Annotated in this window: 20 protein-coding genes and 2 pseudogenes; 20 read left to right on the forward strand and 2 right to left on the reverse strand. The window is 68.6% G+C overall.

Features of this window, described 5'->3' with window-relative positions; all coding sequences use genetic code 11:
• The first annotated feature begins 7 nt into the window (after positions 1-7).
• From VS93_RS03850 to ccsB, 10 genes are all read left to right on the forward strand, one after another.
• On the forward strand, positions 8-586 hold the full coding sequence (locus VS93_RS03850; protein ID WP_046468626.1) for a TetR/AcrR family transcriptional regulator: 579 nt from the start codon (positions 8-10) through the stop codon (positions 584-586).
• A 124-nt stretch (positions 587-710) separates the two neighbouring features.
• Entirely contained in the window at positions 711-1,643 is a 933-nt protein-coding gene (locus VS93_RS03855) for a proline dehydrogenase family protein (RefSeq protein WP_046468627.1), read from the forward strand.
• 65 nt (positions 1,644-1,708) lie between these two features.
• Complete coding sequence (gene proC, locus VS93_RS03860) at positions 1,709-2,503, forward strand: pyrroline-5-carboxylate reductase (RefSeq protein WP_046468628.1); 795 nt, start codon at positions 1,709-1,711, stop codon at positions 2,501-2,503.
• A 132-nt stretch (positions 2,504-2,635) separates the two neighbouring features.
• Positions 2,636-3,796: an acetoin utilization protein AcuC gene (locus VS93_RS03865; protein ID WP_046468629.1), complete on the forward strand. Its 1,161-nt coding sequence runs from the start codon at positions 2,636-2,638 to the stop codon at positions 3,794-3,796.
• Positions 3,797-3,862: 66 nt separating this feature from the next.
• Positions 3,863-4,660: a phosphatase gene (locus VS93_RS03870; protein WP_046468630.1), complete on the forward strand. Its 798-nt coding sequence runs from the start codon at positions 3,863-3,865 to the stop codon at positions 4,658-4,660.
• A gap of 271 nt (positions 4,661-4,931) precedes the next feature.
• On the forward strand, positions 4,932-5,135 hold the full coding sequence (locus VS93_RS03875; protein ID WP_046468631.1) for a helix-turn-helix domain-containing protein: 204 nt from the start codon (positions 4,932-4,934) through the stop codon (positions 5,133-5,135).
• Between the two features lie 435 nt (positions 5,136-5,570).
• Positions 5,571-6,191, forward strand: coding sequence for a TlpA family protein disulfide reductase (locus VS93_RS03880; protein ID WP_173434250.1), 621 nt, complete (start codon positions 5,571-5,573; stop codon positions 6,189-6,191).
• A complete protein-coding gene (locus VS93_RS03885) occupies positions 6,188-7,030 on the forward strand; it encodes a cytochrome c biogenesis CcdA family protein (protein ID WP_046468633.1) in 843 nt (280 codons plus the stop codon). Before VS93_RS03880 ends, VS93_RS03885 begins: the two co-directional genes overlap by 4 nt.
• Positions 7,000-8,634, forward strand: a complete 1,635-nt coding sequence (gene resB, locus VS93_RS03890; RefSeq protein WP_082126598.1) for a cytochrome c biogenesis protein ResB — start codon at positions 7,000-7,002, stop codon at positions 8,632-8,634. The genes VS93_RS03885 and resB overlap by 31 nt, the downstream gene beginning before the upstream one ends.
• A gap of 3 nt (positions 8,635-8,637) precedes the next feature.
• Positions 8,638-9,672: a c-type cytochrome biogenesis protein CcsB gene (gene ccsB / locus VS93_RS03895; RefSeq protein ID WP_046468635.1), complete on the forward strand. Its 1,035-nt coding sequence runs from the start codon at positions 8,638-8,640 to the stop codon at positions 9,670-9,672.
• A 91-nt stretch (positions 9,673-9,763) separates the two neighbouring features.
• Here the strand turns inward: ccsB and VS93_RS27620 are convergent.
• Both VS93_RS27620 and VS93_RS27625 read right to left on the reverse strand, forming a co-directional pair.
• Positions 9,764-10,113: pseudogene (locus VS93_RS27620) on the reverse strand (PLD nuclease N-terminal domain-containing protein).
• Between the two features lie 110 nt (positions 10,114-10,223).
• Positions 10,224-10,424, reverse strand: a complete 201-nt coding sequence (locus tag VS93_RS27625) for a BldC family transcriptional regulator (protein ID WP_046468636.1) — start codon at positions 10,422-10,424, stop codon at positions 10,224-10,226.
• Between the two features lie 404 nt (positions 10,425-10,828).
• Between VS93_RS27625 and VS93_RS27630 the strand changes: the two genes are divergently transcribed.
• The 10 genes and pseudogenes from VS93_RS27630 to VS93_RS03950 form a co-directional block, all read left to right on the forward strand.
• Positions 10,829-11,212, forward strand: a complete 384-nt coding sequence (locus VS93_RS27630) for a DUF4229 domain-containing protein (protein ID WP_046468637.1) — start codon at positions 10,829-10,831, stop codon at positions 11,210-11,212.
• Between the two features lie 48 nt (positions 11,213-11,260).
• Positions 11,261-11,971: a demethylmenaquinone methyltransferase gene (locus VS93_RS03910; RefSeq protein WP_046468638.1), complete on the forward strand. Its 711-nt coding sequence runs from the start codon at positions 11,261-11,263 to the stop codon at positions 11,969-11,971.
• A gap of 326 nt (positions 11,972-12,297) precedes the next feature.
• Positions 12,298-13,602, forward strand: a complete 1,305-nt coding sequence (locus VS93_RS03915; protein WP_046468639.1) for a geranylgeranyl reductase family protein — start codon at positions 12,298-12,300, stop codon at positions 13,600-13,602.
• A 162-nt stretch (positions 13,603-13,764) separates the two neighbouring features.
• Positions 13,765-14,124: an NADH-quinone oxidoreductase subunit A gene (locus VS93_RS03920; protein ID WP_046468640.1), complete on the forward strand. Its 360-nt coding sequence runs from the start codon at positions 13,765-13,767 to the stop codon at positions 14,122-14,124.
• An 84-nt stretch (positions 14,125-14,208) separates the two neighbouring features.
• Positions 14,209-14,763 (forward strand): NuoB/complex I 20 kDa subunit family protein, encoded by a 555-nt coding sequence (locus VS93_RS03925; protein WP_046468641.1) that lies wholly within the window; start codon positions 14,209-14,211, stop codon positions 14,761-14,763.
• Entirely contained in the window at positions 14,760-15,518 is a 759-nt protein-coding gene (locus tag VS93_RS03930) for an NADH-quinone oxidoreductase subunit C (protein ID WP_046468642.1), read from the forward strand. Before VS93_RS03925 ends, VS93_RS03930 begins: the two co-directional genes overlap by 4 nt.
• A gap of 28 nt (positions 15,519-15,546) precedes the next feature.
• Positions 15,547-16,847 (forward strand): annotated as a pseudogene (locus tag VS93_RS03935) (NADH-quinone oxidoreductase subunit D).
• The gene (nuoE, locus tag VS93_RS03940) at positions 16,844-17,563 is read left to right on the forward strand and encodes an NADH-quinone oxidoreductase subunit NuoE (RefSeq protein WP_046468643.1); all 720 of its coding nucleotides are present in this window, start codon (positions 16,844-16,846) and stop codon (positions 17,561-17,563) included. Before VS93_RS03935 ends, nuoE begins: the two are co-directional and overlap by 4 nt.
• Positions 17,560-18,873, forward strand: coding sequence for an NADH-quinone oxidoreductase subunit NuoF (nuoF, locus tag VS93_RS03945; RefSeq protein WP_046468644.1), 1,314 nt, complete (start codon positions 17,560-17,562; stop codon positions 18,871-18,873). Before nuoE ends, nuoF begins: the two co-directional genes overlap by 4 nt.
• A gap of 58 nt (positions 18,874-18,931) precedes the next feature.
• Positions 18,932-20,484, forward strand: a 1,553-nt coding sequence (locus tag VS93_RS03950; protein WP_046468645.1) for an NADH-quinone oxidoreductase subunit G, incomplete at its 3' end; no start/stop codon positions are given.

The raw sequence follows: 20,484 nt of genomic DNA on the forward strand, positions 1-20,484 counted from the left end.
TGACGCTATGGCGAGAACGGGGCGGCGGCCCGGGGCGACGCGGACCCGGGAGCAGATTCTGAAAGCGGCGCGGGAACAGTTCGCGGAGGCCGGCTACGACGGCGCGACCATTCGCGAGATCGCGCGCCGCGCGGGTGTCGATCCCGCCCTCGTGCACCACTTCTTCGGGAGCAAGGAGCAGATCTTCGTCGCGGCGATGCGGCTGCCGTTCAACCCGGCCGAGGTGGTCCACGACATCGTGGCCGACCCGGAGCGCGACCTCGCCGAGGGCATTCTCCGGTTCTTCCTGGGTGTGTGGGAGAACCCCGAGACCCGCGCCCCATTGCTGGCGTTCTTCCGTTCGGCCACCACGAACGACAAAGCGGCCGCGGCGATCCGGGGCTTCATCGACGATGTCCTGGTCGAACACATCGCCGCGGAGCTCGGTGTGCCCCCGATGCGCGCGGGGATGGTGGGGTCGCAGCTCTTCGGTATAGCCATGGTGCGGTACGTGGTCGGTGTCGACGCGGTCGCCTCGGCCGACTCAGACGATATCGTCCGGATCTATGCCCCGGCCATTCGCGCGGTCCTCGGGAAACCGGAGTAAACGCGGGAATAGTCACGGGGCGGCCCCTTATCCGCCCATGGCCGGATCGGGTGCGTCGCCCGGGCCGGCCGGGACCCGGTCGGCACAGGCTCGTGGAGCCCCACGGTATGCGAGGAGCGGCGAGATGGTCCTGCGGAACGTCCTCATTGCGGCCTCCGGAAACGAGCGGCTGCGCGCGTTCCTCGCGGGAACGCGCCTCACCCGGGGGGTGATCGACCGGTTCGTCGCCGGGGAGAGTGCCGAAGACGCGGTCCGGGCGGCCGCCGAACTCGCCGGGCACGGTGTACGCTCCACGATCGACCACCTCGGCGAGAACACCTTCCACCCGTCGCAGGCCACCGAGGTCACGCGCGGCTACCTGCACCTGCTGGATCGGCTGTCCGACGCCGGTCTCACCCGGTGGGCCGAGGTTTCGGTGAAGCCGACCGCAGTGGGGCTGGCATTGGGGGCCGAGGGGGAGTCGCTGGCGACCGAGAACATCGGCCGCATCTGCGCCGCGGCCGAAGCGGCCGGGACCACCGTCACCGTTGACATGGAGGCGGAGGACACCGTGTCGGCGACACTGCGCGCGGTCGCCTCGCTGCGGCGCGGCTACCCGTGGGTCGGCTGTGTGCTCCAGTCCTATCTGCGCCGGACCGAGGGCGACGTCGCCGCCATGGCCGTTCCCGGCGCCCGGATCCGGTTGTGCAAGGGCGCCTACACACCCGACCCCGCCACCGCCTACACAGCGAAACGGGACGTCGACGCGGCTTATGCGCGTTCGCTGCGCAGGCTGTTCGCGAGCGAGGCCTATCCGATGATCGCCACGCACGACCCCCGGCTGGTGGACATCGCCGGCATGCTCGCCGAGGTGCACGGGCGCACGTACTCCGACTTCGAGTACCAGATGATCTACGGGGCCCGCCCGGCCGAGCAGCGGAGGCTGGCCGGACTCGGTGCACGGGTCCGCGTCTACCTTCCCTACGGGCGCGACTGGTACGGCTACCTGCTGCGCCGTATAGCCGAGCGGCCGGCCAACCTGGTGTTCGCCGCGCGCGCCGTGGCGTCCAGGGATTGAGAGCGCGGGTGCGTGCCGGTGCGTCCGCCCTATACCGTTGAAAGAGTCCGAAAGGTGTGGGGTGAATGATCGCGATTATTGGCGCCGGCAAGATGGGCGAGGCCCTGCTCGCCGGGTTGCTGGCAACCGGGTATGACCGTAGCGACGTGCTCGTCTCCGAGCCCGTTCAGGAACGCGCGGACGAAGTGCGAGAGCGTTACGACGCCGTGGTGGTCCCGGCGGCGGAAGCCGCGAAGCGTGCCCGGACGCTGGTCCTTGCGATCAAGCCGCAGGACATGGTCGAGGTGCTGAACGACATCGCCGACGATCTCGCGGCGGACAGCCTGGTCATCTCCGTCGCGGCCGGCATCACGACGTCCGTCCTGGAGAAGCACCTGTCCGGCGGGGTCTCCGTGGTGCGCGCCATGCCCAACACCCCTGCGCTGGTCGGCAAGGGCATGACCGCCATCTCCGGCGGCCGGCACACCACCCTGGAACAGCTCGACCACGCCGAGCGGCTGCTGAGCTCGGTGGGGCAGGTGATCCGAGTGCCGGAGGGCCACATGGACACCGTCACCGCCATATCCGGCAGCGGTCCGGCCTACTTCTACTTCATCACCGAGACCATGATCGAGGCGGGGGTCGCCATGGGGATGCCCAGGGGGACCGCCGAGAAGCTGGCCCGCCGGACGATCACGGGGGCGGCGGCGATGCTGGACGATTCCGGGGAGCACCCGGTCGTGCTGCGGGAGAACGTCACCTCACCCGGTGGCACCACGGCCGCCGCGCTCCGCGAGCTGGAGCGCCACGGCGTGCGTACCGCCTTCACCGAGGCCATCGAGGCCGCCCGGAACCGCAGCCGCGAGCTGTCCGAAGGATGAGCTCCGGAAGGCGGCGCCGTGTTGCGGCTGTTCGCCGCCCCCGGCACGTCCCCGGCTTGTCGCACTTGACTACTGTGTGCTTCAGCACACGAATTCCGTCGGCTTGGAGGGCGCATGGGCTCCTCACTTCGAATGGCCTGGGACGACGGCCTGACCGCGTACAACTTCGGGCCGAACCATCCGCTCGCACCGGTGCGGGTGGAGCTCACCATGGCGCTCTGCCGTGAGTTCGGCGTGTTCGACGCGCCCGGGATGTCGTTCACCGGCGTCGAAGCGGCCTCCGACGAGCTGCTGAAACTGATCCACGATCCCGGTTACATCGAGGCCGTCAAGCGGGCGGGCGAGACCCTCGAACCGGACGAGGCGTTCTGCCTCGGCACCCCGGACAACCCGGTGTTTCCGCAGATGCACGAGGCGTCCGCGCTCGTCGCCGGTGCCTCGGTGGCGGCCGCCCGCACTGTATGGAACGGCGAGGCCGAGCACGGCGCCAACATCGCGGGCGGGCTGCACCACGCCATGCCGAACCACGCGTGGGGGTTCTGCGTCTACAACGATGCGTCGCTGGCCATCGCCTGGCTGCTGGAGCAGGGGGCGAAACGCGTGGCCTACGTCGACGTCGACGTTCACCACGGCGACGGCGTCCAGCGGATGTTCTATGGCGATCCGCGCGTGCTCACCGTCAGCCTGCACGAGTCCCCCTTGACCCTTTTCCCCGGCACCGGCCGTCCAGGTGAGATCGGGGAGGGCGCCGCCGAGGGCTACTCAGTGAACGTGGCCCTGCCCGCCGGGACCGATGACGCCCGGTGGCTGCGGGCGTTCGACGCCACCGTTCCGCCGCTGCTGCGCGAGTTCCAGCCGGAGGTGCTGGTCACCCAGCAGGGCAGTGACACGCACGCCCTCGACCCCCTCGCCAACCTCACCCTCAGCGTCGACGGCCAGCGCCGGACCTATCGTGTGCTGCACCAGCTGGCCAAGGAGACCGCGGGGGGACGCTGGGTGGTGCTCGGCGGCGGTGGCTACGAACTCGTCCAGGTGGTCCCGCGCGCCTGGACCCACCTGCTGGCCGAGGCCGCGGGGATCGAGATCGACCCCGGGGCGGAGACTCCGGCGGAGTGGAGGGAGTTCGTCCGTACCCGCACCGGCCAGGTCGCTCCTCTGTACATGACCGATGGACGGGACCACGAGTTCGCCGCGTTCGATGACGGGTTCGATCCCGACGACGCGGTGGACCGTGCCATTCAGGCCACACGGAAGGCGGTGTTTCCCAGTCACGGTATCGACCCGAGTCTGTGAGCACGGTCGACTCCGACTGTGGCGCCGGTGCGGATCACCGGCCGGGAGGAAAAGGGAGGATCGCCGGTGACACCGCCGTCGCGTGCGGAGCTTGTGGCGCACCTGGTGCGCACGGGTATCGCGGGACACGTCAACACGCCCCGCCAGAGCAATCTCAGGCATTATCGGCGGCTGTGCCATAAGGACCCCTACTACCAGTTCGGACTCACCTTCGGCCACGAGTGGTCGTTCTCCGAGGTCCTCGCCGTCATGGCGAAGCGCTGCGGGGTGGTGGCCGATGAGGAGCACCAGTGGGGGATCGACACCATCGATCCCGATCGCACGGTCGACGCCCTGGAATCCGTGGCCGACCGGCTGGCCTCTGCCGCGAGCCGGCGCGAGCGGGTCATGTTCGCCACCGGGCACCCCAAGAACCTGCTGGAGACCTACCAGGAGTGGAAGGACGCCCTGGTCGAGCGCGGGTGCGAGGTCGTCACCGCGGCCGCGGGATACTCCTACAAGGTGATGAACGAGCACCCGCCGTATCGCCGGGTGCTGGTTTGGCACGAGGGGGTCGGGCTGGTCGTCGACGGCAGCCATCCGCGGCACAGCCACCATCCGTTCGCGATGCGAGCGGCACTACAGGACCTCACGGAGCGGGGAGAGGCGTGGCCGCAGTTGGTCATCGCTGATCATGGTTTCGCCGGTGCGGCGGGCGAAGCGGGGGTCCCCACCATCGGCCTGGCCGATTGCAACGATCCGGCGCTCTTCCTCGCCGAGTACGAAGGAAAAGTGCACACGACCGTGCCTCTGGACGACGGATACCTCACCGAGGACTACCGGCCGCTGTCGGCCTATGTGCTGCACGGAGCCGGGTTGTGGTGAGACGGGCACTGTTTATACCCATCCCCTAAACCTCACGAGACCCGGTGAGCGCATGTAGCCGCAGGGACAGCAAAACCGACCTTTCCCTGCGTGCGGCCGGGATCTACCCTGAAACCGGACGTGTCAGTAGTCAGGAGTTACGTCAGAGACATGTCGGTGCGGCGATGGAGGTGGTGGCCGAGCGCCCCCTTCCGCGTGGCCACAAGCGCCCGCACCGGTCGGCAGAGGCAGGGACGAGCACGCTCACGTCCGGAAATGAGGGCGTCGGAAGATGAACGGGAGTAAGGCTCCTCTGGATGAGGTCAGGTTCTTGACCGTGGCCGAGGTCGCCACGATTATGCGCGTTTCCAAGATGACCGTCTACCGGATGGTGCACAGCGGTGCGCTGCCCGCCATCCGCGTGGGGCGTTCCTATCGGGTACCGGAGCGCGCCGTGCACGATTACCTCCGCGAAGCGTTCGTAGAGGCCGGTTAACCAACGGCGTCGCGCCCTGAGAGGGCGGCGCCTTCCCCCGCCCACCGCCTGCGGGTGGATGCGGCGGGGGTTGTCCGATTCTTCGGGCCCTTGGTCGATTCCAGTGGAGTCCCCGGCAGCCTCCGGGGAACAGCCGTACCGTGTAGCGCTGACCGCGGCCCCCTGCCACCCCCGTAGCGCTCATCACGGCCCGGACCAGCAGCAGCACACTGCCGACGAGGCGATGGAACGGTCTGCTGCGCTGCCCATGCTCCGGTGGGCTGATAGGGCCACGGCAGCACGACCGCCGCGGGAGGAAGCGCGGCGCCATCGAGGGCTCTTCCGGGGGCGGATCTCCGTCCGGGGATGTAAGTACTACACTTTGTCGTCGTAGATGTTTCGCCTGCTCCGCCTTGCTCTTTGAGGTTTTCATCGATGTCCTGTGACAGAACTGGTATGCGTCGGCACTCCGTGTTCGCGCATGCCGTCGCCGCCGCGGCAGTGCTGGCGGTCCTCACCGGCTGCGCCGGCGGAGGGGAGACCGAGGCCGCCGGGAACAACGAGGACGAGCGCTTCATCGAAGGGGACGGCTCCAGCTCCTCCTTCGCCCCGGAGGAGCGCGAACCCGCGCCGGAGGTGAGCGGCGAGACGCTGGACGGCGACCAGGTGAGTCTGGCGGACTACCAGGGCGATGTTCTGGTCATGAACATCTGGGCGAGCTGGTGCGGCCCCTGCCGCGGGGAGAAGCCGGTCCTGGGGGAGGTGTACGAGGAGTACCAGGACGACGGACTGGAGTTCCTCGGCGTCAACATCAAGGACGACAGGACCGCCGCCAAGGCGTTCGCGAAGAACTACGAGGTCGAGTACCCGAGCCTCTACGACCAGCCCGGTAACGTCCCCCAGGCGTTCCGCGAGACCGTGCCGCCCAAGGCCATCCCCAGCACGCTCGTCATCGACCGCGAAGGCCGCATCGCCGCCCGGGTGATCGGTCCGGCCACGTACAACCAGTTGACGGAACTGGTCGAACCGGTACTCGACGAGGAAGGCGGGAACGGCGGGGGCTCTGATCCGGCGTGATCGCCGATACCGTCCTCTCGGGATCGCTCCTCCTCGCTGTCCCGCTGGCCCTGGCCGCCGGGCTGGTCTCCTTCCTGTCGCCGTGCGTCCTCCCGCTGGTCCCCGGTTACCTCTCCTACGTGACCGGGATGAGCGGCGCTGACATGGCCGCTCGCAGGCGCACCGCCGAATCGGCGCCTGTCCGGGAGGAGGAGACGGCGGCGCACCGCGGCGGCACCGCCACCACCACCGTGCCGGCGGACGAGGCGCTGGCGGGGCGCCGCTGGACCATGCTCGCCGGCAGCATGCTGTTCGTCGCGGGGTTCACCGCCGTGTTCGTCTCGGTCGGGACGTTCGTCGGCGGGATCGGCGGACTGCTGCTGGACTACTCGGACCCCATCACCCGGGTCCTGGGGGCGCTGACCATCCTGTTGGGGCTGGCGTTCATGGGGGTCATCCCGGGCTTCCAGCGCGAGCTCCGGTTCCACCGGGTGTCCGCGGGGGCCGGCCTGGCAGGGGCGCCTCTGCTCGGCGTGCTGTTCGGGCTCGGCTGGACCCCGTGCATCGGCCCGACGCTGGCCGCTGTGCAGACCCTGGCCTTCCAGGAGGGGAGCGCAGGCCGCGGAGCGCTGCTGTCCCTCTTTTACTGTGTGGGCCTGGGGCTGCCGTTCGTGGCGGCATCCCTGCTCTACCGCCGCGCACTGGGCGCGTTCGACCGGGTCAAGGGCCACTACCGCGCTGTCATGGTGATCGGGGGAGCGATGCTGGTGGTCGTGGGGCTGCTCCTGGTCACCGGCCTGTGGACCGATATGACGGCCGGCATGCAACGATGGGCCGCGGACTTCACGACGGTGATATAGCAGTGGCGTCAGTCAAGGACACCGGACGGGCCCCGGCGCCCGGGAACCCGGGCGCGGGCGGCGCCGACTCCGCTCCCCAGCTCTCCGCTCTGGGCTGGGCGCGCTGGGTGTGGCGGGTCCTCACCTCGATGCGCACCGCGCTCATCCTGCTCTTCCTGCTCGCGGTGGGCGCCATCCCCGGATCGATGCTGCCGCAGACCTCGGTCAGCCAGGAGCAGGTGCGCAACTTCTACCTGGACTATCCGGAACTCGCGCCGTGGCTGGACCGCTTCTACCTGTTCGACGTGTACTCGTCACCGTGGTACGCGGCGATCTACCTGCTGCTCTTCGTCTCGCTCACCGGGTGCGTGGTTCCCAGGGCCTTCGCGCACTACCGCGCGATGCGGGCGCGCCCGCCCAAGACCCCGCACAACCTCGACCGGATGCCGTACTCAGCGCGTTTCACCTCCGACGCGGCACCGGAGGCCGCCCTGGCCGAGGCCCGCGCCCTGCTCAAGGGGTACCGGACCGATACGGGCACCGAATCCGTGGCCGCGGAGAAGGGGTACCTGCGCGAGACCGGGAACGTGGTGTTCCACCTCGCGCTGCTCGTCCTGCTCCTCGCGCTCGCCGCCGGCGCGTTCTTCGGCTACCGCGGCAACATGCTCGTGGTGGAGGGAGACGGCTTCGCGAACACGCTGCCGGCCTACGACTCCTTCGAACCCGGGCTCGCCGTGAACGACGGCGAACTGGAACCCTTCTCGTTCACGCTGGACGACATGGACGTGCGCTTCATCGAGGAGGGGAACTTCGGTGGGCAGGCCGAGCGCTACGCGGCCCGGCTGACCTACCGGGAGGCCCCGGAGGCGCCCGAGAAGGAGCACCTGCTGGAGGTCAACCATCCGCTGTCGGCGGACGGCGTGCAGGTGTACCTCCTCGGGCACGGCTACGCCCCCGAGTTCCGGGTGACCAACGCCGACGGCGACGTGGTGTTCGACCAGCCCGTGCCGTTCCTCCCCCGCGAGGAGACCACCTTCGCCTCCGACGGTGTGGTGAAGGTGCCCGACGCCGGCGACGAACAGCTCGGCTTCACCGCGGTGTTCCTGCCGTCGGCGGCCGAATCGGCCGAAGGGGAGCTGGTCTCGGACTTCCCGGGCGCGCGCAACCCGGTCGTCACCCTGGAGGGGCACAAGGGCGACCTGGGCATGGACAGCGGTCAGTCGCAGTCCGTTTACCAGCTCTACACCGAGAACATGGAGCCGATCGGCGAGTCGCCGGAGCTCTCACCCGGTGACACGTGGGAGCTGCCCGACGGTTCCGGGGCGATCACGTTCACCGGATACCGCGACTTCGCGAGTTTGCAGGTCAACAGCGACCCCGCGCGGCTTCCCGCGCTTCTGGCCGCCTCGGCCGCCGTGCTGGGGCTTCTGGCGACGCTGTTCGTCCGGCCCCGCCGGGTGTGGGTGCGCGCGCGGCCCGGGGAGGACGGGCGCACGGTGGTCGAGCTCGCCGGGCTGAGCAAAACCGAGGGAGCCGGGTCGACGGCGGAGTTCCACGCGCTCGCCACCCGGCTGAGGGATCGGCTGCGGGAGGGCCCCGCTACCGACACAGGCACGAAGGAGTAGCCGGTGACGCACGCGTTCGCCGCCAGTGCGGCGGCCGACGGGACTCTGGCCTCGGTCAGCGACGGCCTGGTCATCGCCATGATCGTGGCCTACGCGGTCGCGCTGTTCCTTTTCGCGATCGAGGCCGCGTACGGGCGGCGGCGACCGCTGAAGGCCAACCGGCTGGTGCCGGCCGCGGAGGTCTCCGCTCCGGCGGCCGGTGCGGCCGGGGACGACTTCGTCGCCAGGAGCGCCGACGATGGCATGACGGTCAACGTCCGGCACGCGGAACCCGAAGCCCGCGCTTCCCAGCACGCCGTAGGACATGTGGCCCTGGCGGTCACTGTTGCCGGCTGTCTCCTCAACCTCGGGCAGATTGTTACCCGCGGTATCGCGGCCGACCGCTGGCCGTGGGGCAACATGTTCGAGTTCGTGGTCGCGATCTCGCTGTGCGGTGTGGTCGCGTTCCTCTACGCCGCATACCGGTACCAGGCCCGCTACCTGGGACTGTTCGTCCTGATCCCGGTGGTGCTACTGCTGGGGATCGGTGCGAAGTGGCTGTACACCGAGACCGGGCCGGTCATTCCGGCGCTGGACTCCTACTGGATCGCGATCCATGTCAGCGCGGCGATCGTCGCGTCGGGCGCGTTCATGGTCGCGGGGTCGGCGACCGTTACCTACCTGATCGCGCACCGCACCGAGCTCAAGCGCGCGGCCGGCGAGACGGTCACCGGCATCGCCGGCAAGCTGCCCAGCTCGGAGCTGCTGGACCGTGTCGCGCACCGGTTCATCCTCTTCGCGTTCCCGCTGTGGACATTCGCGGTCATCGCGGGGGCGATCTGGGCGGACGAGGCGTGGGGCCGCTACTGGGGCTGGGACCCCAAGGAGGTGTGGTCCTTCATCACCTGGACCGTCTACGCCGCCTACCTGCACGCCCGAGCCACCGCCGGCTGGAGGGGAAGCAGGGCCGCCTGGATCGCGTTGGCGGGCTTCGCCTGCCTGCTGTTCAACTTCTTCGGTGTGAACTACCTGTTCAGCGGTTTGCACAGCTACGCCTGAGCGCGGTGGCCAGTGGCCGCACGTGTGCGGGGGACATCCGGCTCCGGATGTCCCCCGCACTGATGTGCTACGCGCGCCGTGCGCGGAACGCTCATTCTTCGGGATTGATGCGCCGGTTCAGTCGGCGCAGGAACTCAGGGTCGTCGTCCGGACCAAGAGGGTTGGAACGCCCGGACGGCGTGTTGAAGTCGGACGGGTCGAGATCGTCTGTTGACGTGATCTGGGTTGACGAAACCGACTGTTCCGCCGTGGCTGGAACCCGAGGGCGCCCGAGAAGAGCCAGAGGAGCGGGCCTACCGGCGTGAAGAGCACGATGACGATCAGCCAGAGGACCTTGGGAAGGTTCCGTACCTCTGCTGAAGGGCTGGTGAGTGCGTCGAAGAACGCGTACACCCAGAGGACGATCGTTGCCAGCGTGATAAGGCCACCGAGCCACACCATAATTCCACTCTATCTGCGATCGCCCCCGCCTGGGCGGGGAACGGTACCGTGCGGTCGGCGAGGCGCCATCGCGGGTGTTGGCGCGAGTCACATGGGGGTTCGAGCCCCGCTCAGGGCGTGGTCTCGGTGGGTTCCCCATGCAGCAGCGCGCGGACTTCTGATTCGCGGAACCGACGGTGGCCACCAGGGGTGCGGATGCTACTGATCCTTCCTGATGCCGCCCACCGGGTGACCGTCTTGGGATCGACCCGGAAGAGCGAGGCCACCTCTCCGGGGGTCAACAAGCGTTCGCTTCCTCTTTCCACCTTCACAATCCCCCTTCAGGCCCGCCCCGGTGACTGGGGGAGGCGGGCGTTTGATCCCCTAGTGTGCACGAGGTAGTCCGTTTCCTCCCTAGTTTTCGTAAAAACCGAGAGGAACAGGTGGCGAGTGCGCGATGTGTGATCGGAACGTAACCTTTCATTCGAGTTGTCGGATTAGAGACATCCCATCACCGGAATGCGCAGCGCTCCGGTGCCGGTATGACCTGCTGGTACCGACCTCCGGGGGCGGGGCACGTCTTCGCTGACCGGCCCTTACCCTGGAAAGGGAGGCGGTACGGCGTTCGGTGGGCCATTGGGAGGCCGACGGAGCCGCCGGTGACGGTGTGGCCCGCAACGGCCGCAGCGCACTCCCCCAATCTAGTCCGCGAGTCATCCGTTGTGAGGCAGTTTCCATGCGTAACGTCATCGCCTATACCGCGTCCCGGCTCCTTCTCTTCGCGGTCGCGTTCGGCGTTCTCTACCTCCTGGGTGCGCGCGGTGCCCTCGGCCTCATCCTGGCTTTCGTGATCAGCGGCCTGGCGAGCTACATCCTGCTGTCCGCGCAACGTGACGCCGTTTCCTCCTCTCTCTTCACATGGCTGGAACGCAGGCGGGGAATGGGCGAGCGCCTGGAGGCGGGCGCGGCCAAGGAGGACGAGCCGCAGGAACCCCGGGAGCCCGGGGCGAGCGGCGAAGACGGGGAGCGGTCGGCCGGAGACGAGGACGATCGGGCCGGCCACGCCCTCGATGCCGAGAACGCGGAGGAGAGCGGTTCCGCGCTCCGGAAGCAGGGCTGAGGCCCCGCTCCGGTCCGCCGTGCACGGCCGCAGCTTTAGGGTTGGGGCATGACCCGCGCCGAACTCGACAAGTCGCCCCGAGATGTCGCAGCCATGTTCGACGGTATCGCCGGGCGTTACGACCTGCTGAACGACGTCCTCTCACTCGGCCAGGACCGCGTGTGGCGGCATGCCGTGGTGCGGGCGGTCGAGGCCTACAGTGGCGAGCTCGTGCTCGACCTGGCGGCCGGAACCGGAACCTCCTCGGAGTCCTTCACCCGGAAGGGTGCGCGCGTCATCGCCTGCGATTTCTCCCAGGGCATGCTGAAGGTCGGCGCCGAACGCCGAGGGGGTGCCTCGCGAGGCGGAGTCACGTTCGCGGCCGGCGACGCGCTGGCGCTGCCCTTCGCCGACAAGACCTTCGACGCCGTGACCATCTCCTTCGGTCTGCGCAACGTCAACGACGTGGACCAGGCCCTGCGGGAGCTGCACCGGGTCACCAAGGTCGGTGGGCGGCTGGTGATCTGCGAGTTCAGCCATATCCCCGTCGAACAGCTGGACAGGCTCTACGGCCGCTACCTCATGGCGGCGCTGCCGAGGATGGCGCGCTGCTTCACGTCGAACACCGGAGCCTACGAGTACCTCTCCGAATCGATCATGGACTGGCCCGGTCAGGCGGCGCTCGGGGCGCGGCTGCAGGAGGCCGGCTGGGCCGGTGTCGAATGGCGCAACCTCACGTTCGGGGTGGTCGCGCTGCACCGCGGTGTGCGACGCTCCTAGCGTACGGGCGGCCGGTGCGGAGGCCGCCGTCGTGTCCGGCGCACTGGCGGCCGTCGCCGTTGCAGGTCGCTGAAGCCTGGTTTCTCGCGGGTTTCGACATGTCGCAGAGGTGGTGTATGGGATTCTTGGTCGTTGCGCGCGCCGGCGGCCACGGTGAACGACACCCCCGGGGGTCGCCCCTACATCGTGAAAGGTCTAGACTTCGGAATAGAACCTTGTGAAGGACTTCACAAGCGTACGAGGCACGTATTACAGGAACCAGCTGCACAAGCGCCTACAAGGCGCACCCCCAAGCGCAGAGCCGCGCGGAAGTACAAGGACCACTCGTGAGCGAGACGGCACCGAGCCCACTGCCCGACCAAGAGCGTTCCCGAGACGAGGCCGACGTCATCGTCGTCGGAGCCGGCCCGTCCGGATCCACGACCGCCTACTACCTCGCCCAGGCAGGGCTCGACGTTCTGCTACTGGAGAAGACCTCCTTCCCCCGGGAGAAGGTCTGCGGCGACGGTCTCACCCCGCGCGCGGTCAAACAGCTCACGGCCATGGGGATCTCCTTCGAGGACGAGGGATGGATCCGCAACCACGGACTGCGCATCATCGGGGGCGGTGTGCGGTTGGAGCTTCCCTGGCCGGACCTCGCCGAGTACCCGAGTTTCGGCCTGGTACGCACGCGCTACGACTTCGACCAGATCCTCGTCGACCAGGCGATACGGGCCGGGGCGCGGCTGCTGGAGCGCACCAGCGTCTCCGAGCCGATCATCGATCCGCGGAGCAACCGCGTCGTCGGGGTACGCGCCAAGGATCCCGACGGGGAACCGGTCAGCTACCGTGCGCCGCTGGTGGTCGCGGCCGACGGCAACTCCTCGCGGCTGTCCGTGGCCATGGGGATCCGCAAGCGCGACGACCGCCCCATGGGGGTGGCGGTACGCACCTATTTCACGAGTCCGCGGCACGACGACGACTACCTGGAGTCGTGGCTGGAACTCTGGGACAGGAGCGGCGACAGGAACGTGCTGCTCCCGGGGTACGGCTGGGTCTTCGGGGTGGGCGACGGCACCAGCAACGTCGGGCTGGGCATCCTGAACTCCACCTCGTCGTTCCGCGATGTCGACTACCGCAAACTGCTGCGGCGCTGGACCGAGAGCATGCCCCCGGAATGGGGCTACACCGAGGAGAACCAGCGCGGTCCGATTCGGGGCGCGGCGCTGCCCATGGGCTTCAACCGGACACCGCACTACTCGCGCGGGCTGATGCTGGTCGGCGACGCCGGCGGCATGATCAACCCGTTCAACGGCGAGGGCATCGCCTATGCGATGGAGGCCGGACAGATCGCCGCCGACGTCGTCACCCAGGCGCTCGCCCGGACCACCCAGCAGGAACGTGAGCGCGTGCTGCTGCGCTACCCGCAGATCCTCTCCGACACCTATGGCGGCTATTACACGATGGGCCGCTACTTCGTGAAGATGATCGGCAATCCGGAATTCATGAAGTACGCGACCAAGTACGGGCTGCCGCAGCGCACCCTCATGAAGTTCACGCTCAAGATGCTGGCCAACCTGACCGAACCGCGGCGCGGAGACGCCATGGATCGGGTGATCAACGGCCTGGCCAAGATGGCGCCCACGGCCTAGGGGCGCCGGAGGAAAACGCACACCATGCCGACTATGAACGACCGGCCGGACCGGCAAGTGAAAGCAGTCACATGCGGGCGCGGCACCGCGCGCATCAGTACGGCGAGTCCGACGGATCCACCGTCGGCACGCCCCGCTGGCCTGAAGGGGAACGGTTAGCCAATGGAGCTGTACGCACCCATCTTCGTGCTCGGCGGCATCGGGGCCGTGTTCGTCGTGGTCTCGATGATCGTCGGCTCGATAGCCGGACCCAAGCGGTACAACCGCGCCAAGCTCCAGGCCTACGAGTGCGGTATCGAGCCGACCCCGCAGCCGGCCGGCGGTGGCCGCTTCACGATCAAGTACTACCTGACGGCGATGCTCTTCATCGTCTTCGACATCGAGATCATCTTCCTCTACCCGTGGGCGGTCCATTTCGACGCGCTCGGGCTCTTCGGTCTGATCGCGATGATCCTCTTCCTGGTGAACGTGTCGATCGCCTACGCCTACGAGTGGCGCCGCGGGGGGCTGGAATGGAACTGAGCCACGACCGCATGCGGCCGAGCGATCGCCCGCCACGCGTCCAGAGCAGCAACCGATCGAGAAACCGGAAAGGGGGTTCGCCGGATGGGAATTGAGGAGAAGCTGCCGAGCGGGATTCTGCTGACCACCGTCGAGCAGGCGGCGGGGCTGGTCCGCAAGAGCTCGATGTGGCCCGCGACGTTCGGGCTGGCCTGCTGCGCCATCGAGATGATGTCCGTGGGCGGACCGCACTACGACCTCGCCAGGTTCGGCATGGAGAAGTTCGGCGCGACCCCACGCCAGGCCGACCTGATGATCGTGGCCGGGCGCGTGAGCCAGAAGATGGCGCCCGTCCTCCGGCAGATCTATGACCAGATGCCCGAGCCGAAGTGGGTCATCGCCATGGGGGTCTGCGCCTCCAGCGGAGGCATGTTCAACAACTACGCCATCGTGCAGGGCGTCGACCACATCGTTCCCGTCGACATGTACCTCCCGGGGTGCCCGCCTCGTCCGGAGATGCTCATAGACGCTGTGCTCAAGCTGCACGACCAGGTGCAGAACACCAAGTTGGGCGCGCATCGTCAGAGTGAGATCGAAGAGGAGGAGCGGCGCCTGCTGCGCCGTCCCCTCCCGCTGATCGACCAGGAGGCCGCTTCATGAGCAACGAAAACCATGAAGGTAAGCCTACCCTGAACGGCGATCAGAACCTACCCGCTCACGCGGGTGAGGAGCGCCTCAGCGCACCGGTCGCCCGCGAAGGCATGTTCGGCGCCAAGACGACCGGCGACACCTCGGGCTACGGGCGGCTGCTCGTCCGGCGCCCGGCCGCCCAGGACTCCGAGCGCCCGTTCACCGATCCCGACGACCCGCGTACCGCCCGCTTCGACGAGATCGCCGACACCCTGGAGGAGTCGCTGCGGGAGGGCCCGGTCGACTTCGGCGCCGCTATCGAGCGCGTCGTCGTGGACCGGGGGGAGCTCACCCTCCACGTGCGCCGCGAGCACTTGCCCGAGGTGGCCCGCCGGCTGCGCGACGACCCCGCGCTCCGCTTCGAGCTGTGCCTCGGGGTCACGGGTGTGCACTACCCGCAGGACTCCGGCCGGGAGCTGCACGCGGTCTACTGGATGCGGTCGATCACGCACAACACCGAAATGCGGCTGGAAGTCAGCTGCCCTGATGCCGACCCGCACATCCCCTCGATCGTCGACACCTACCCGACGAACGACTGGCACGAGCGCGAGGCGTACGACTTCTTCGGGATCGTCTTCGACGGCCACCCCTCTCTGACCCGCATCGAGATGCCCGATGACTGGCACGGTCACCCGCAGCGCAAGGACTATCCGCTCGGCGGGATCCCGGTGGAGTACCGCGGAGCCACCATTCCGCCACCCGACGAGCGGAGGTCCTACACGTGATTGAGCCGGGAAGGAGGGGAGCGCGACCATGAGCACGAACGTCACCGAGGACTACATCGACGCTTCGGGTGGTGACTGGGACGAGGTCATCGCCGCGGCGCAGGAGAGCGGCGCCGAGCGTCTCGTGGTGAACATGGGGCCGCAGCACCCCTCCACGCACGGTGTCCTGCGGCTCATCCTGACGCTCGACGGTGAGACGGTCACCGACGCCCGCGTGGGCATCGGCTACCTGCACACCGGCATCGAGAAGAACATGGAGTTCCGGACGTGGACCCAGGGGACCACGTTCGTGACCCGCATGGACTACCTCACCCCGATCTTCAACGAGGTCGCGTACTGCCTGGCGGTGGAGAGGCTGCTCGATATCACCGACCAGGTGCCGGACCGGGCCACGGTCATCCGGGTGCTGATGATGGAGCTCAACCGGATGTCCTCGCACTTCGTCGCGATGGCGACGTTCGGCATGGAGCTCGGCGCGACCACGATCATGACGAACGGCTTCCGCGAGCGGGAGATGGTCCTGGACATCTTCGAGCTGATCACCGGCTTGCGGATGAACCACGGCTACATCCGGCCCGGAGGCGTGGCCCAGGATCTCCCGCACGGGGCGGTCGGCAAGATCCGGGAGCTGCTGAAGGAGATGCCCAAGCGCCTCAAGATCCTGCGCAAGCTCCTCGACGCCAACCCGCTCTACCTCGCCCGCACCCGGGACGTCGCCTATCTGGATCTGGCCGGGTGCATGGCGCTGGGCGTGACCGGTCCGCTGCTCCGTGCCTCGGGGCTGGGGTGGGACCTCCGCAAGGCCAAGCCGTACTGCGGTTACGAGAACTACGAGTTCGACGTCCCCGTCTCCGACGGCTGCGATGTCTACGCCCGGTACCGGGTTCGCGTGGCCGAGATGGAGCAGAGCCTGCGCATCATCGAGCAGTGCCTGGACAGGCTGCAGTCCGGACCGGTGATGGTCGACGATCCGAAGATCGGCTGGCCGGCGCAGCTCACCCTCGGCCCCGACGGCCTGGGCAACTCCCCCGACCACATCGCGCACATCATGGGCAGTTCCATGGAGGCCCTGATCCACCACTTCAAGATCGTCACTGAGGGGTTCCGGGTCCCGCCGGGGCAGGCCTACGCGGCGGTCGAGAGCGCCAAGGGCGAGCTCGGGTGCCACGCGGTCAGCGACGGCGGAACCCGCCCGCACCGGGTGCACTTCCGGGACCCGTCCTTCACCCACCTGCAGGCGGTGGCGGCCATGTGCGAAGGCGGCGCGGTGGCCGATGTCATCGCGGCGGTGGCAAGCATCGACCCGTGATGGGAGGGGTGGACAGGTGAGCAGAACCGGCACATTCCCCGAAGAGGTCGAGGCCCGGCTGGCGCTCGACGCCAAGGAGATCATCGCCCGGTACCCGCACTCGCGTTCGGCGCTGCTGCCGTTGCTGCACCTGGTGCAGGCGGAGGAGGGCTACGTCAGCTCGGCCGGCATCGCCTTCTGCGCCGAGCAGCTCGACCTCACCAAAGCCGAGGTCACCGCGGTGGCCACGTTCTACACGATGTACAAGCGGCGCCCCGCAGGCCAGTACCACGTCGGTGTCTGCACCAACACGCTGTGCGCGGTCATGGGCGGTGACGAGATCTTCGAGAGCCTCAAGGAGCACTTGGGCGTCGGCAACGACGAGGTGACCGAGGACGGCAAGGTGTCGCTGGAGCACGTGGAGTGCAACGCGGCCTGCGACTTCGCGCCGGTGGTCATGGTCAACTGGGAGTTCTTCGACAACCAGACGCCGGAGTCCGCGAAGCAACTGGTCGACGATCTGCGCCTGGGCAAGGACGTCAAGCCGTCCCGCGGCCCCGAGAGCGTGTGCACCTGGAAGCAGGCGGCCCGGCTGCTCGCCGGGTTCGCCGACGACCGCGCCACCGAAGGACCGCAGGCGGCAGGGCCCTCACTGGTCGGGCTGGAGCTCGCCCGCAAGCGCGGGTGGGCGGCGCCCGACCCGGACAACCTGCCCACCGCACCCGCCGCGGACGAGGGCGAAGGGGGAACGAAGTGAGCTCAGACACCGAGACCACGCTGACCCCGGTCCTGTCCGAGAACTGGGACCGCCCCGACTCCTTCACGCTGCGGGGGTACCGTGAGACCGGCGGCTACGAGGCACTGCGCAAGGCGCTCACCATGGAACCGGACGGCCTGGTGGACCTGGTGAAGGCGTCGGGGCTGCGCGGACGCGGGGGCGCGGGTTTCCCCACCGGGATGAAGTGGGGCTTCCTGCCCAAGGACAACCCCAAGCCCCGGTACCTCGTGGTGAACGCCGACGAGTCCGAGCCGGGGACATGCAAGGACATCCCGCTCATGCTGGCCAACCCGCACGTGCTGCTCGAAGGGATCGCGATCTCGGCGTATGCGGTCAAGAGCTCGCTGGCGTTCATCTACGTGCGCGGGGAGGTCCTGCACGTCATCCGGCGGCTCAAGCACGCGGTGGCCGAGGCCTACAACGCCGGCCTGCTCGGCAAGAACATCCAGGGGACCGGTTTCGACCTGGACGTCGTGGTGCACGCCGGCGCCGGCGCCTACATCTGCGGCGAGGAGACGGCGCTGCTGGACTCGCTGGAGGGCTACCGCGGCCAGCCCCGCCTAAAGCCCCCGTTCCCCGCGGTCGCCGGACTGTACGCCTCGCCGACCGTGGTGAACAACGTCGAGTCGATCGCGAGCGTGCCGAGCATCGTCACCAACGGTGTCGAGTGGTTCACCGCCATGGGGACCGAGAAGTCCGCCGGGTTCGGGTTCTTCTCGCTCTCGGGCCACGTGACCAACCCCGGCCAGTACGAGGCCCCGCTCGGCATCACGCTGCGCGAGCTGCTGGACATGGCCGGCGGGATCCGGGCCGGACACGAGCTGAAGTTCTGGACGCCCGGCGGTTCCTCGACGCCGATCTTCACCGACGAACACCTCGACACCCCGCTGGACTTCGAATCGGTCGGTGCGGCCGGGTCGATGCTGGGAACCCGGGCGTTGCAGATCTTCGACGAGACCACCTGCGTGGTGCGCGCCGTGGGGCGCTGGATCGAGTTCTACGCGCACGAGTCGTGCGGGAAGTGCACGCCGTGCCGCGAGGGCAACTTCTGGATGGTCCAGGTGCTCGAACGGCTGGAGAACGGCGCGGGTACCGAGGCCGATCTGGACAAGCTCCTCGACATCTGCGACAACCTGCTCGGCCGTGCCTTCTGCGCCCTCGGCGACGGCGCGGCCAGCCCGGTCATCTCCTCCATCCAGTACTTCCGCCAGGAGTACATCGACCACGTCGAGCAGGGCGGCTGCCCCTTCGACCACCGGAAGTCCACCGTGTGGGGAGGGGAAGCATGACGCGGCACGCGGACAGTACGAGCGCCCGCCTAACGAACCGGACAAGGGAGGGGGAGAAATGACCGTCACGACGAACACGGCGTCCGGCGGCACGCCGGCCGTGCCGCCGGAGGATCTCGTCACCGTCACCATTGACGGTTTCCAGATCCAGGTTCCCAAGGGAACCCTGGTCATCAGGGCCGCGGAGCTTCTGGGCATCGAGATCCCCCGTTTCTGCGACCACCCGCTGCTGGATCCGGTGGGGGCGTGCCGTCAGTGCATGGTCGAGATCCCCGACGCGGGCAACGGCCGGGCGATGCCCAAGCCGCAGGCGTCCTGCACCATCGCCGTCATGGAGGGGATGGTGGTCAAGACCCAGCTCACCTCGCCCGTGGCGGAGAAGGCGCAGCGCGGGATGATGGAGTTCCTGCTCATCAACCACCCGCTGGACTGTCCCGTCTGCGACAAGGGCGGCGAATGCCCACTGCAGAACCAGGCGATGTCAGCGGGGCAGGGCGAGACGCGCTTCACCGACACCAAACGGACCTTCCCCAAGCCGATCCCGCTGTCCACCGGGGTCCTGCTGGACCGCGAGCGCTGCATTCAGTGCGCCCGCTGCACCCGCTTCTCCGCCCAGATCGCCGGCGACCCGTTCATCGAACTGCTGGAACGCGGCGCGGAGGAGCAGGTCGGTATCGCCGAGGGCGAGCCCTTCCAGTCCTACTTCTCGGGCAACACCGTGCAGATCTGCCCGGTGGGTGCGCTGACCGGCACCGCCTACCGGTTCCGGGCACGCCCGTTCGACCTGGTCAGCACGCCCAGCGTGTGCGAGCACTGCGCGTCCGGATGCGCGCTGCGGACCGATCACCGGCGCGGCAAGGTCACCCGACGGCTGGCCGGTGACGACCCGCAGGTCAACGAGGAGTGGAACTGCGACAAGGGCCGGTGGGCGTTCAGCTACGCCACCCGGTCGGACCGCCTCAAGCAGCCCCTCGTCCGCGATGACGAGAGCCGCGCCTTGGAGGTGGCCTCGTGGCCGGAGGCGCTGACCCTCGCGGCGCGGGGCCTGGAATGGGCCCGCCGAAGGGGGCGGGTCGGTGTCCTCACGGGCGGCCGGCTCACCCTGGAGGATGCCTACGCCTACGCCAAGTTCACCCGTGTGGCGCTGCGCAGCAATGACATCGACATGCGGGCCCGCACGAACACCCGGGAGGAGGCGGAGTTCCTGGCCTCCCGGGTCGCCGGCACCGGCGTCGACGTCAGCTACGACGACCTGGAGAACGCCCCCGCGGTGCTGCTCGCCGGGTTCGAGCCCGAGGACGAGTCGCCCATCGTCTTCCTGCGGCTGCGCAAGGGTGTACGTAAGAATGGGGTACCGGTCTACTCGATCGCGCCCTACGCCAGCCGGGGACTGACCAAGACCGGCGGGGCGCTCATCCCCACCGCACCCGGTGATGAGAACCGGGTGCTCACCGATCTCGGCGACGTCCACCCCGAGGCGATGGAGGCGCTGCGCACCACGGGCGCGATCATCCTGGCCGGCGAACGGCTCGCCGAGACACCAGGGGCGCTGTCGGCGGTGGCGCGGCTGGCCGACCGCACCGGCGCCCGGCTCGCCTGGGTCCCGCGCCG

The organism is Allosalinactinospora lopnorensis (genome assembly GCF_000981225.1).
Taxonomy (GTDB): Bacteria; Actinomycetota; Actinomycetes; order Streptosporangiales; family Streptosporangiaceae; genus Allosalinactinospora; species Allosalinactinospora lopnorensis.